This window comes from Lentibacillus populi (assembly GCA_014642895.1).
Classification (GTDB): domain Bacteria; phylum Bacillota; class Bacilli; order Bacillales; family Amphibacillaceae; genus Lentibacillus_C; species Lentibacillus_C populi.
Genome location: BMJD01000022.1, coordinates 1 through 14333, shown reverse-complemented (window position 1 = coordinate 14333; position 14333 = coordinate 1). Strand labels below are relative to the sequence as shown.

10 protein-coding genes and 2 pseudogenes are annotated in these 14333 nt (G+C 37.3%); all 12 read right to left on the bottom strand.

Annotated elements, in window-relative coordinates:
• Positions 1-387: 387 nt before the first annotated feature.
• A complete protein-coding gene (locus IEX12_RS13390) occupies positions 388-1305 on the bottom strand; it encodes a conjugal transfer protein (RefSeq protein ID WP_188725341.1) in 918 nt (305 codons plus the stop codon).
• 17 nt (positions 1306-1322) lie between these two features.
• Positions 1323-1745: pseudogene (locus tag IEX12_RS13385) on the bottom strand (C40 family peptidase); the annotation flags it as partial.
• 121 nt (positions 1746-1866) lie between these two features.
• Complete coding sequence (ltrA, locus tag IEX12_RS13380) at positions 1867-3732, bottom strand: group II intron reverse transcriptase/maturase (protein ID WP_188725340.1); 1866 nt, start codon at positions 3730-3732, stop codon at positions 1867-1869.
• Between the two features lie 697 nt (positions 3733-4429).
• Positions 4430-5056 (bottom strand): lysozyme family protein, encoded by a 627-nt coding sequence (locus IEX12_RS13375; RefSeq protein WP_443093498.1) that lies wholly within the window; start codon positions 5054-5056, stop codon positions 4430-4432.
• Positions 5053-7230 (bottom strand): CD3337/EF1877 family mobilome membrane protein, encoded by a 2178-nt coding sequence (locus tag IEX12_RS13370; protein ID WP_188725339.1) that lies wholly within the window; start codon positions 7228-7230, stop codon positions 5053-5055. The genes IEX12_RS13375 and IEX12_RS13370 overlap by 4 nt, the downstream gene beginning before the upstream one ends.
• 4 nt (positions 7231-7234) lie before the next feature.
• Positions 7235-9682: a conjugal transfer ATPase TcpF gene (gene tcpF / locus IEX12_RS13365; protein WP_188725338.1), complete on the bottom strand. Its 2448-nt coding sequence runs from the start codon at positions 9680-9682 to the stop codon at positions 7235-7237.
• Complete coding sequence (locus tag IEX12_RS13360) at positions 9679-10059, bottom strand: conjugal transfer protein (RefSeq protein WP_188725337.1); 381 nt, start codon at positions 10057-10059, stop codon at positions 9679-9681. The genes tcpF and IEX12_RS13360 overlap by 4 nt, the downstream gene beginning before the upstream one ends.
• A gap of 58 nt (positions 10060-10117) precedes the next feature.
• The gene (locus IEX12_RS13355; RefSeq protein WP_188725336.1) at positions 10118-10618 is read right to left on the bottom strand and encodes an antirestriction protein ArdA; all 501 of its coding nucleotides are present in this window, start codon (positions 10616-10618) and stop codon (positions 10118-10120) included.
• 58 nt (positions 10619-10676) lie between these two features.
• A complete protein-coding gene (locus tag IEX12_RS13350) occupies positions 10677-11186 on the bottom strand; it encodes an antirestriction protein ArdA (protein WP_188725335.1) in 510 nt (169 codons plus the stop codon).
• A gap of 164 nt (positions 11187-11350) precedes the next feature.
• Positions 11351-11572: a hypothetical protein gene (locus IEX12_RS13345; RefSeq protein WP_042533092.1), complete on the bottom strand. Its 222-nt coding sequence runs from the start codon at positions 11570-11572 to the stop codon at positions 11351-11353.
• A 15-nt stretch (positions 11573-11587) separates the two neighbouring features.
• Positions 11588-12805 carry a MobT family relaxase gene (gene mobT / locus IEX12_RS13340; RefSeq protein WP_286171145.1) on the bottom strand — a complete coding sequence of 406 codons (1218 nt, stop codon included), beginning with the start codon at positions 12803-12805 and terminating at the stop codon, positions 11588-11590.
• 170 nt (positions 12806-12975) lie between these two features.
• A pseudogene (locus IEX12_RS13335) lies at positions 12976-14104 on the bottom strand (FtsK/SpoIIIE domain-containing protein); the annotation flags it as partial.
• Positions 14105-14333: the final 229 nt, after the last annotated feature.

Sequence of the window (14333 nt, the reverse complement as noted above, 5' to 3'; positions counted from 1 at the left end):
CAAATCAAATATCTAAAGGGGTTGTAGTAATCAGGAGTGAACCAAACTGTAAGTAAAAGTGATACTTGGAAAATATGATTTATTGCCTATTGATTACAAAACTCATGTTATCAAAAATTATTTTAATGGGGAGAAACCAAGCAAAACTTGAAAGTGTATACGATAAAAGGTGAAATTATAAATTCCTAGCATATTGGTATGATATATATTCTAAAGGGGAGTTCCTGTATTAAGAGGGAATATAATGAATTATAATTACCTATAATTGGTGGTACTTAGAATAAAATAACCCTTTTGTACATTAGAATACATGTATAATAACACACCACTTATCTATTAGAATTAGGACAAGTGGTGCTGTTTCATAGTAACTATATAGGAGTTAATTTATTTTTGCTCTACAATTACCCAGTTAGAATCTTTCTCTAAAGTAAGTTCATATTGAGAAAGTTGAGTTGCTTTTGTCATTTCATCTAAATATATTACTGTTATCCATGCTTTAATTTGATTATCTAATTCTTGAAAGACAGGGTTAATCAATTCAGAAAAGGTATAGTCTTGATCAATGACTGGTAAAGCATTGTTTTTCACATAATAAGCCAGTTCTTGTTCTGTCGCAGTAGGATAAGAAGCAAAGAAAGTTTCTAAAAATACAGTGACTTCCTCTACTGTTTCCGATTCCACCGTTCCATCACTATCCACTTGTTCTGGTGTAAAGCTAGATTTTTCTGGTGCATTCCATAATGTTGGATTTTGGATAATTACTAGATTTTCCTGCTCATCTTGATGAAGCACCACTCGATAGGTAGAACTGGTTAAGGAACTATCTTTTTCTTCGGTGATTTTTTGCTGTACGGAATAAACGACGGAAAATGTAGTTTCTTTTTCTTCGGATATCGACCAGATATTTATATCTTGTACAGTGGAACTAGTCGGAATATCCTCTCGAATCATATCACTATTTAAAGCTTGCAATTCTTCGGTTAGATAATCTTTCAATTTTTCGGTTCGTTCTTCTAAGGCTTTAGTGTTATTTTCCCAAGAATAGTAGTCTGTTACAAAGTTTCTTGTAAAACTCTCAATGGCAGTAGTATCTTGTATATGGCTTTCTATAATTTCTCTTTCATGAACGGTATGCAAATCAATCGCTGTAAAATTTTTGTAAATGCCAAAGGCAAGACTACTAAGAAGCAGTATCCACAAAAAAAGCACGGATTTTTTTCGTTTCCCCACTGTTCTTACTTTTATCTTTTTCGTTTTCTTTGGCTTTACTTGCTTTTCTTTTTTACTAAACGGTAGTTTCACATTATCCCAACCTTTCCTTAGTTTTTGATACGTCCAGCACCTACCAGATGTTCTTGCCAGTAAGAAGAAGTTAAATCCGCATAACCAATCGGATCTCCCGCATGGAACATTTGATTATCTCCAAGATAGAGTCCATTGTGCGTAATGTGATTGGCGGTGTTGTAAGTCGAATGGAAAAATACTAAATCTCCTGGCTTTGCTTCCGATAGGGGGATGTGTTCTGTAGCTTCATACTGTTCTTGAGCGGTACGAGGTAAATTAATTCCTGCTTCACGGAAAATCCATTGCATAAGTCCGCTGCAATCAAACGAAGTATCAGGATGTGCCCCTCCAAAAACATAAGGAAATCCCTCATATTTTAAGGCTTCTTCCATGACCATTTGAAAGGTATCATCATCAAAAGATGGCGTTGTACTAAAATAGGGTTGCAACAAATCTAATAGCGATAGGTAACTCTTTGAAACTATCTCCAAGTTTTCCCTCGCTCCACACCGTGCATGCAACTTTCACCGCACACGGCGTTCCATCAATCATTTTCTTACTTGCTATATATTTTTCAAGTTAAACTGTAATAACACCATTTTTGACCTGTATTCTTAATTCATTTATTTTTTCAAACTGTTTTTGAGTAGGTTGAAATTGTTTAATAACTCTATTGATTACTTCATGCGATGTCGCATGAATCAGTCTATGAATGTCTTTATGGACAATAATTAGGTTTTGAAACTTATCTGTACCACCATCTGCTCTTGGTTTGATATGATGGCAATGAATTTCTTCACATGAAAGTATTGTTCCTGTGACCGCACACTTCCCTAATTGTGCAGTATATTTGGAAATTCGATTGTCATTGTATTCAATCGACCTATCCTGTACAGGATTTCTCATAAGTTGGGTAAGCACACCTACATCTAAGTTAAGTGATTTGTGTATAAGTTGTCTGCCTTGTGAATTAAATTTACAAATACCATTTCTTAAGGATATGGCTCTACTATGTTTCACATATCCTATAGGTATGATAGGACAATTATTCAGCCATCGTATTTGCTTGCTTTTCCCATACTTTTTCGATAAATACTTGTTATAAATTACTCCTTGTTTCGTTGTATTCAACCTATTATCTATCCAGTTACTTATGATGTAATTGATTTTTGAGCAATCTAATGCTATGAGCGTTGCTTTACTATAATAATTGTGAATACCAACTACCATTGAATTGTAAATTCCGATTTCCTTTACTTGTTCTTTGTCAGTAGAGGGATGTTGTATTCTTTTAATCTGTTCTTTCAGAGTATTTTCCACCTTTTTTATTGCCTTTTTACTCATGTGAGATTCTACTACATCCTTATCTGATTTCCGAACTAATTTCATTTCAAATCCAAGAAATTCAGAACTATGTTTTTTCAGATTTACAATCTTCGATTTTTCTTTGCTAATATCAAGCGAAAGCCTTTCTTTTAGCCATTGCGTGACTGCATGAAAAATCTTATTTGCATCATTTCGTTTTCGACAAAATATCTTGAAGTCATCAGCGTATCTGACTATATAGATTTCTTTGAGATTAGATTTTCGCAGTTCTTTGTATTTATTGCCTTTGTCAATGCCCTTTCCTTTATCTCGCCTATCAATTACTCGTGCTGATTTACTTTTTGCTGGTAGCTCTTCCCATTGGGAAGCAATCCACCAATCCAGTTCGTTAAGCACAATATTTGATAACAGTGGTGAGAGAATTCCACCTTGTGGAGTTCCTTTTTTTGGATGTTCCACTTTTCCATCTGGTAAGATTATCGGTGCATGAAGCATGGCACGTATAATACCTAATAAATGCTTATCTCTAATTCCTAAAGTCCACATTTGCCGAATCAGCTTTGCATGATTTACATTGTCAAAGAAAGACTTTATATCTATATCTACGACGAAATGTAATTTGCTTCGATTCATCAATCTATAACATTGTGCAATGGCATGATGAGCCGAGCGATTTGATCTGAAACCATAGCTGTTGTCATGAAACTTTGCTTCGCAAATTGGTTCTAATACTTGAAGAATACACTGTTGAATAATTCTATCCCATATAGACGGTATCCCTAGGGGTCTTTGTTTTCCATTGGGTTTAGGAATGTTTACTCGTTTGACTGCTCTAGGTTTATAACAACAGAACATTTCCTTAATAACGCTGAGAAAGTCTTTTTCAGACATTATTCCAATATCCTTTATTGTCTGTTTGTCTATACTTTTAGTGTTACTGCCTTTATTCTTCTTAATATTTCTATATGCCAACATGATGTTTTCATCTGACATAATAACGCTCATAATATCAGTAAATATTTCCTGATTTTGACTTGCTTCATATAATCGGTCAAAGGTTTCCGTCATATCGTAATATTCGCTATGACGAAGTGTTTTGTTTGTTCTTACTCTATTCATAGCACCAGTCCTTTCTATTAGGAGTTGGTGTTTATTTGGTCTTACTCGATTCTATGAAATATATAGCATAGCTAAGTTTAAAGATTGACTTGTGGCTATCCCTCCGCCATATTTCTATAACTTCATAGGTACTGTGCCACTACTCTCACTGACATAAATGCAAGTTATATATTCCCTGCAGCCGTTTCATTGGTTTATAGCAACCTTCACGTTGTCAGCTTTCCACGTTCCGATAACCTTATCTTTACATCTACTTTTAGGTGCTTGCTTTAAGCCTGCATATATCCAATGCCTGTAACATTGCATGGTTGTTCATATCTACGATTCTTACTAAACCACTATATGCGTCCGTTTTATAGAACCCGATACATTACTGTACCGTCATGTTATAGACTCTTTCATTCACAAGTTCGTCAGTATATTACATTCTCACCATGAGTAGTTTATAGACTCCCGACCTATAGGCTACACCATTCACCTCTGAATAGATTTCGTGTATCCTTTATGAATACTTACGGTAGCTTTCAGCCGACTTCACCGAGCTTTTAACACTTATCTGCTATATGATGAATGCTAATCGGAGTATCAGAGAGGGCGTTTCCAGGCGTTACCCTGTCATTCCACCCTTTGGGTTATCAGTTCTCCTTAATAGAAAACGATACTTTCGTTTTCAGATTTAAGTGCCTAACCTTTTCAGTTAGAAACGTGTCGCACCATAAAACATGTTGCCATAGCCGTAACGCCAACCTCCGTTTTTTTCTATTGCAATAGGGTTCGAGTAGGTAACTTTCTTTCCTCCTGATCGCTCTTTCGCAAAGTCTTCAGCTAGATCAAAAGTATAAGAGTTTCCTCGTCCTGCCACATAATCAATAAAAGCTCCGCCATAGTTATAGGCTTGAAGAACGGTCGAATCATCGACACCTTTTGTTTCTGCTGACTGTAATAAGTTCGCAAGGTATTTCGTTCCCTGTTTAATAGAAGCTTCCGTATCTAACGTGTTTGGTGGTAATCCTAATGATTCACTTGATTGCATAACATCTTCTGCAGTCCCACCACTTTCAACGGCAATAATCGCAAGCAAAATTGACACATAGTCGCTGATTCCATATTCATTTGCGTATTTTTCCACCATTGGTTGATGAGCCAGCACATCTTCGGATAGAGATACATTTTGCCAATCATCTGGTGAACCTAAATCTAGGGAAGAATCAAAGTCGCCTGCTTCATCGGAAATGAAAATAGCTACAAAGGCAAGTAAGGCTAAGAACGCTAAAAAGCTGATTCCGCCGACAATCAACATAATTTTAAGACGTAGGAGTATCATGGACGTTTCCTCCTAACCGTTTGTCTTTGACGTGGAGGTTTTGGTTGTTTTCGAGTCTGCTTTCTAGGAAGAGTAGGACGTTGAATGATTTGTTGTTTCTTTGCTTTTGGTGTCTGCTTTGGAAATCGAACAGGGTTTGTCTTTCGATAGGGCTTCTTTCTGTCTAGCGATTCTTTATAAGGTTGATTTATTTTTTCCTTTGGATTCCGTAATGCTTGTATTCTATCTTTTTGCACAGGTATTTGTTTTCTTTGATCATTTTCAGGAACTAACTTTTCTTTCGGTTTTATATTCTGTTTCTCTTTGATGAAAGGAGAACGAGAATTCTTTTGTACCGTTGGTTTATTGGAGTAGGCAGTGGTATTTTTCTGCTTTTTATCCAAAGCTTGTCGTCTTTCTGCAATCGTTTGACGATGTTTACTCGTACGTTCCGTGTTTTCACGTTGCCGTTGTTCTTTCGCTTGATGAATTCCTTTTCTAAAATCTTTACTAGGTTGTTGAAGTTTTTCTTTTCCTTGTGTCACAGCATATTTTGCTGTTGTTGGTAAATCTTTTACTTGTTGTTTTCGGTGTTGGATATTGGCACGCACACGATTTTTTGTATCGAGTACTTTTCCCGTCGTTTGTCCGATTTTTTGACTAAATGATTTTCTCTCCTGATTAGGTTTCTCTGTTTTGTTGGACCGCATAGAATGCAAACTTTGTATAGGCCGGCGAAGGGAGAAAGCGTTTTGTGTTTTTCCTGATTTACTCATCATCTTACCCACAGCCGCCCCAGCGGTTACCCCTGTTAATGTACGCCCAATGGAACGTTGCAACCTGCGACCACTGCGGTATGCCATTTGTTTGGGACGCCGCATAACACTTCGCCCGACTTGTTGACTATCGCTACTTTGTAATCGAAACATACTCATGATGTCACCAAGCTTTAGATAGATCCCAGCAAAAGTCACAATCTGCAAAAAAGCAATTAAGAAAAATGGATAGGTACTCGTTAAGCTGTACAACATGGAGGAAATACTGAAAGCAATCGTAATCACAAGTGTGATCCCAGCACGCAGCATAATCACGTTAAACAGCTTTAAAATGGCCTGTTTTCCCATATTTTCGAAAGTCGGTATCATGGAAAGGAGGAAACTGATAGGAAGAAATGTTGCAAACACAATAAATAGCAATTGTGAGAAAATCATCATCCCTGATAAGAGAAATACGAAAATCGAAATTCCAATATTAAATAGAAATAAGAAAAAGACCATCCCTAAGCGAGTAGTCGTTTTGGTAATGGTCAAATTTTTATTATCGTGATCCTCAATTTCTGCTTGCACGGCTGCTTCTCGATCTTCTCCATTGTTTGTATCAGGACTGATGGCAACTAAAGCGTCCACTCGTTCTTCTCCAATCGCTTCTTTGTCCGAGTTATCAAACTGCAATAATAACCATGGTTGCTCCACTTGAATGGAAAAAAGGTTATTCCGAATCATATCGACACTATCGCTTCCTTGACTGTTGGAGTTAGGCATTAGAATGTTTGTACCTAAGTCAAGTGCTGCTTCACTTACATCTGCGGAAAAATCATTAATTTTTGTAATATAGGTTGGGGCAAACGCAATAAAAGCCGCCGATACGATAAACACCACTAGAAAATTAATCACTGCTCGAATGGCTTTCGTGGTTTCGCGTTTCATTAAACCTGTGTAGGTCACATAAATACCCAACATTAATACAAAGAGAAGGAGGAAACCAACATAAAAACCTTCTGTTCCAAAACCTTGTGCAGTAACTCCAGCTAATGTTTGCATATTTTTACCGATGGCGGTTGCTGTTTCAGAAATAAAATCAAGGGAATACGCTTGTTGTACTAAATAACCAGTGGCATTGGAAAGATATAAATTGATAATCCAAATAAAATTGGTGATCGTGTACAGTCCGTACATGACTTGTTTTCCGATTCCATCATCCCAATTCCAAGGCAGCCAATCCCAACCCGAATCCACAAAAAAATCTAACTGATAATGGTCAAGTGGATAGAGAGAATAAAGATTATCTTCGGAAACAGTATCGTCTACCAACCCAGCCGCTTGTGTAACGGTAAACAGGGAAACAAACAATAAAAAAATGACCGCCCCAATGAGTACCGTCATCCAAACAATCTTTTTCAGTTTTGGTTTGTTCATCTTATCACTGCCTTTCTAGGACAGGTGGGCGAGTGTCGAAAGCGTCAAATAAATCTTCAAACACAGGATGGACCTGGATAATCCCAACTCGTCCATATAAATCTTGCATAAGGCATTGTCCATTTTCCAATTCTCTTAATCGACGTTGATTGGCTTCATCCTCCGCATCCACACCAAAAAATTGAAGCGTTTTTTGGATTTCTGTACTATCCCTGGAACGAAACGCGAACTTTACACCGATATTATTTTTGAGTTTTTCATCGGTTAAATCATCGGCGTTCTGCGTAACAAAGTAGACCCCTGCATTCATGGAGCGACCAGCACGTACCAGTTTATTAGAGAGTGTTTTACCTTGTGCTACTTGCAAAAACGACCATGCTTCATCCAAATCTACAATTTTAAAAATACTGCGATCAGAATGAATGAAGTCAAGGGCAAAAGTGGAAATAATAATCAACATCGCGACACTCAACAATTCCATGGTCGTGTATTCCTCAAAGTTTGTTTCTGCGTCAGGCAGGACTAAATCTGCCACTTGAATAATATTGAGTTGTTTTTCTAAGCTGATAGAATTTTGCACCGTTCCGTCTGAAAAGAGAAGGTGGGCAAAGTCATAATCGGTAAAACTTTCGATATGATCTGCAATGGTGGAGGCAAGTGGATTCGGATCACTTCTTAGTTCATGAATCACCAGCATTAAGCCGCGTTCCTCTTGTTGACCGACTGCTCGAATAGCTCGTCGTAAGACAGGAAACTTATCACCATCCCGACTGGAAATACCCGTTAAGAAGGTAAGAATATCTATCGCTAGACTTTCCGAATCCTTCTTATTTTTCATAATGACGAATGGATCAAGCAGGCCTTGATTGGCTTCTTCGCTTGTGAGATTCACAATATTAATTTCTTCGTCGATATCGGGTAACGCTTCCTTCCAACCGCCGCGTTCTCCCTTAGGATCGACAATCAATGCTTGACCGCCAAAAAGAACCGCATAGTACACTAATAAGTTATTGGAGAACGATTTTCCACCACCAAGTGAACCTAAAAAAGCAGAAGCTAACGCATTGGTCACAGAGCCTTTTACCCCTTGACTGGCAAGGCTCGGATTCAAGTAGACGTTACGTCCAGTATCCAAATTGTAACCAAAATAAATCCCTTCCGTTTCACCAAGCATTTGTGTTGCCCCAAAGCCTAATCCAGCTAAAAAGTCAGAGGTTACATATTGCACATAATCATTGATATAACGCTTACTGGCAGGAATAAACTCGCCATGTAAACCTAACATATCCCCAAACGGACGAACAAGCTTTACATTTAAGTCATCATAAAAATCTTTGACTTCATTACAACGTTGTTTGAGTTCGTCTAAACTAGAAGCAGATACCCGAATGACATAGCTTAATTTATACATGGATTCTTTCGTCTGATCGAGGACATCCTCTAATTCGTTGACTTGTTCCAAAGCTTCCAGCACGTTATTTCCCGTTTCATTATCGGAATCCATTGCATGATTATCTAAATCTTTTAGTTCTTTCTTTTTATTTCTAACAGTAGACAATGCTTTTTTATTAGTCACGATTTCCACGTGCATGGAAGTGTCTATCGGAAATGTGAATTGTTGTTGTTGAAAATAAAAGATTTCATCACTGGGAAATTCCAGATCATCAACAATGGAGTTAATGGTAAAGTAAGCAACATAGGTTGTTGTATCATCCTGTTCCAACTTGATGTAACGCTGTTTTTCTGTAATCAGACAGCGCGTGGGTTTAATGAGGTCATAACGTTTGACGTAAGTTTCTTTTTCACCTTTCTCATAAGAGAGGTTATAACTGTAATCTTCAAAGGCAATACCAGTTTGTCCGTGTAAGTGTTCGATTAAATACCCCATGTCATTTTTCGTTAAAGGCCGAACCTTAAAACGCTTGGTGATTTTATTCTGTAATAATTGTTCCATTTTTAGAAAACGAGCAACTTCACTATGCGGCATAGAAACAAAATCACCCATCAAGTGATGGTTCACATCTCGAACAAAGGCAGAGAGAGACGTAGTTACTGATTTCCCCATCGATTTCATATTGACTTCTTCTTCATTCAACAAAAGCTTAAATCCAATAAAGAAACGATAATCGACTTGATGTTCTCCAATCATGGAAACAAGGGCTTCTGTTTGGTCGTCAATTCGATTGTAAGCTGCTTCTTGTAGCCTTCCTGTCACGATCTCTTTACTTCTTTCTTGGACCGACCGAATACTGCTCTCGGTGCTTATCTGTAAGGCATGGATTTTTCCATCTTGATTTTGGGCAATCAACTGCCTAAAGTGTTCGTGCACTTGCATTTTTTCATCTTCAGACAAAAAAGAATAGTTATATGGCAATAATTCGTAATAAGCGAATGCTTCTCCATCATGATTAAAAACAAGATTGTTTTCAATATATTTAATTGGATAACTCATACGATTTTCCCCCTTACCGCTGTAATGGTTTCATGGACCGATTGTTTTTTAAATTTGACTGGCTTGTTTGCATAGGTCACTTTAGGGCGAAACCAATACGTGATAACAGACTTTAGGAAGCCATAAGGTTTTTTACCGTCAAAACTCTTTTTACTCATCATCCATGTCAAAGCTACTGGAACGCCAACATATTTTAGTAATGCTCCGTCAATCAAAGAGAGAGGGGGAAGGTTTCCAAGTAACATGACAGCCAAAAGAGAAAGCACAAACCAAGTCATTTGGTTAAACGTCACTGGAAAAGGTAAGCGAAAATCATTGATTGCATAAATGACTTTTTCCACTGACCAGATTCGAGTATAGCTTTTTAGTTTCTTCATGTGTATTTTCCTTTCTCAAAGAAATAAGCAGCCTGTATTAAACAAGCTGCTTCACTGTTTATCCGACATATTCAAATACCCCATGATTCGTTACAAGAAAATTTGCTCCTATTTCAAGGTCACGTCCATAGGCTTGATAATCAATATAACTCTGTAAATGAACAGGTACTTCTCCTAGTGTTCCTGATTCCTCTATCAAATACCTTGCGACATCTTCCATGCTGTCGCAGTCCGAATAACAAATAATATCATCTTGATTTTCCAGTAATTCTTCGACGCTATTAAACCAATAACTCTGTATTTCGGAAAGAGCGTCATACAAGGGAGAGCCTTCAATTTCCTGTACCATTTCACATAAACGGTTGATTTCGGAAATCGGCGTGTACTCATGGATTTCAAATGGCAGCTCGTAATCATGCACAGCGTATTCTTCATATTCACCATTTAAGCCGATTCGTTCTTTTACTTCCTCAATGTCAATGGGTGGTGTAAACCAAGCACCAACCGTTTCTCCTTCATTATATTTTCCGAGGTTTGCTATATAGACTTGCATTTCCATGTCTTTAACCCTCCTAACAAAAGAAAAACAGCCTGTTAGGTACAAGCTGCTTTTCCATTTATTTTAGATATTCAAATATTCCATGAGCAGTTATAAGAAAATTACCTCTCATCTCAAAATCTCGCCCGATAGCTTCATAATCAATATAGGTTTCTAAATTAAAAGGAACTTCTCCAAATAGACGGGTTATACCTGATTCTTCTAGCCAAAATTTCGCTATATCTGTTAAATTGTCACAATCAGGGTAATAAATAATTTTATCTTGATTTTCAAGTAATTCTTCTAAGTTATTGAACCAATGTTTCTGTACTTCGGAAAGTGCGTCATATAAAGGGGAACCTTCCATTTCTTGCACCATATTACATAAGCGGTTAATTTCAGAAACAGGTGTGGATTCGTCTATTTCAAAGGGTAAATCATAATCAAAAATGGCGTATTCTTTGTATTCCTCGTCCAAGCCTATACGCTCTTTCATTTCCTCTAAGTCAATAGGTGGTTCAAACCAAGATCCTCTGATTTGATCCTCCTTATATCTATCAAGATTCACAATAAAGACTTGCATTCTCATCGAAAGTTCACCTCTTTTCTAAAAAAGACACAAAAAAAGCACCTGCAAAATGTTTGCTGGTACATGACATAAACTTGTTTATCCCTTCCGCGCTACCGCTTGGATCACCATTTGTTTGCAGAACATAAGCAAAGCACTTATCTTCCACAAACAAACGGTACAATTTAAGCCCCTATAATCCTGTTAAATAGGTTTAATAACACATCTTTCACACCACTTGCATTAAAGACTAATCCCACTGCCACGAGCGCAATAATCAGAAATCCTATCAATTTGGAAAACTCACGCTTAAATCCTAAATAAATACCAATCACCACAATTGCCATTAAAACTAAGGATTGTGCATTGTCCAAAAACCAGTTATAAATATTTTGTCCGAAATTCATTTGACTGTCTCCTTTCTATCTATCATCATTTTTAGTGGACGGAAGGCGGATTGCTTTCTCCACTGGGACGGTTTGTTGCAGGAGTATCTTTTGATGACGGTCCGATAACTCTGCTTGTGCTAACATATCTTTGATGACAGTGGTTTGATTGATTTCATCCACTTCTGTTGCTAACTTCCAAGTAGGAGCAACTTGATGAGCTAACCATCTCAACGTTTTATCAAATGTGTACGGTTCTGGTTTTGTCGTTAAAGAGATTTTTCGATTCACACCTAAATCCAAAAAGCGTTGCCAATCTGCATTCATTTTCCAACTGCTCCGCCGTTTTTTCTCATCCTTATCGACAAAACGAATATAACGGTTAATAATGGAAAAAGCGGTTCGACCAGCGTCCTCATAAGTCATTAAATCAACGATCGCATGATAAGCTCGATCATTTTTAAGCCGAATTTCAAAACGATTTTTAGTATCGGTGTCCTCGATGGACGTACCATATTTCACATACTGCTCATAATCTTTTTCATAGATACTAAAATATACGTCGCTTTTTAACGAACCAATATATAAGGTATGACCCATATCAGGTTTATCTTCCGCATGTACCAGTTCACCCGAACGATAGCTTTTAAAATTGCGAAATACCGTAACACATTCTTCATTTCTGCATTTTTGAGTGAGAAAGGGGATATCCAAAATTCCTGTCTTATCATTAATGGCAAGGTCAATTCGCTTAAAGACACCACCCACGCGAAACACTTCCATAAAAAAATCAAACCATGTGCGTTGTTGGGCTAAAAGGAAATTTTCAAATTGACGACAACCTTTCCCTTTTAGTTCAAGCAGACATCCTTTGTCCTCATCAGGAGAAACCATCACCACAATATCTCCATAGACATATTGCTCAAAGTACGAGTAAAACGCGAAATCTTCGTGAAGCATATAACTCTTTTTTAACTGTAAAATATCTTCAATCACTGGTGTAGGATTCGTCGTTAAAAATCGGATTCGCACATAATCAAATAATATTTCCAAAGGTGCTTCTGGGTTAAACTGTTCTAAAATATCAAACAAAGTAGTTTGAATAGCTTTTGATGGTGTCACTTTTCCTGTCTCAATTTCACTTAGATATTGTCTTGAAATCCCAACGTGTACCGCCAATTTATTTTGGGATACACCATATTCCAATCTTTTTTCTCTTAATACGTGATACCAAGGCATTTGATACACTTGCATTCCTCCTAACTAAAAAAGATGTCAACTTTGACTTAAAAGCTGACATCTTTGTGATATATCCCAAACCGTTGTGCCATCAGGCTTTGTTGGTTTTTGGAACAGTTTTCAATTGCTTTTCTACCCCCCTGTTAGAAATGGGGGGTTAAGGCGTGGCTAAAGCCACGCAAGGCTTAGCCCAGCACAGCGACTTTCGCTTCGCACGTCGCTGCACTGGGCAGCCTTTTAGCTAGATAATTTATCAATTTCTTTTAAAAAATCATGTCCTTTTGGGACAAGGGGAGTATAAAATTCAGAGATCACACTATCCCCTTTGTCTACATAGCCGCGACCTCTGATTGGCTTTAAGAAAAATTGTTTTTGTACGTCACTTCCAAAAAGCATACCATAGCCAAGCTCACTCATTCTGCCTAAACCTACTCGAAAATTAAATTGATCCCTAATTCCATCTCCAAGATATTTTGCGTCTGGTCGTTGGCAGGCAAGTATAAGGAAAAAGCCTGATTGCCTACCTAACATAACGATTTGTTTTAATTTACTCATGACTTTCACACTTTCTTTACCGATCATTTCCATAAATGAAGTGTATTCGTCAAAGATTAAAAAACGAGCAGGCAAGCCTAAATAAGCATAGTTTTCCCCCGTTTTATAGTTTGGCATAGTTTTCATTTCTTCATTTCGTACCATCATATCCTCATAGAATTGATCTATACAAGCTGTCATATCTTCCTTTTTGTAATACACATCAGGCATAACGGTAGCTAAGTCTGCCAAATCCGCATTTTTGGGATCTAAGATATAGAGCTTAGCATCTGTTTTGAGCAAGGCTTCAATCAACGTGAGAATGAAATACGATTTTCCGCCTCCTGTTCCGCCAGCGATCAACATATGCGGCAACTTGTCATACTCCCAATAAAAAGACTCCATTAATTTTAAACTGCCATCCTGTGCGATAACCTCATCAATGGAAATGCGGTTCGCAATCATATCATAGAAAAGGGTATACTCCACGTAGGAATCACGTAATTCCTTCGATACCAATTCACAATACAAACCACTTTCCAGTTTTGTTTCTAAATTTAATAGTGGTTCTTGAAATTTTCCAAGTGTAATCTCTACTTGAATGTAAAGCAAACCCTTTTCAAACCGATAATAGATTTTCGGGAAATGACTGATTTTCTCCTTTGATTTATTAGATGGAGTATCCTTAAAGAAACTCTCTTGTGTGACTTGTTTGGTCTCATACCAGCTGTTTTCTAAAACCATTTTAGCAAGTTTTTGACGATGAATAAGCTGTTTGAAGTGGTTATAGCCATACCGATAATAGACAAAAGCACAAGCTATTGTTAAAAGGAGACTAATACACAACGTCACTAATCCATACTTGCTAATAAATTGTGTTTGTAGTTCTTCAAGTTCCCATGTTGTAGACAGTAAAAAGCATTCCTGTAATGAAGAAATTTGAGGGAAAACAAGCGTAGAATCGATTTTACGAAAAAGGATCCCACTTGGTAGTATAGAGAGTGTCATC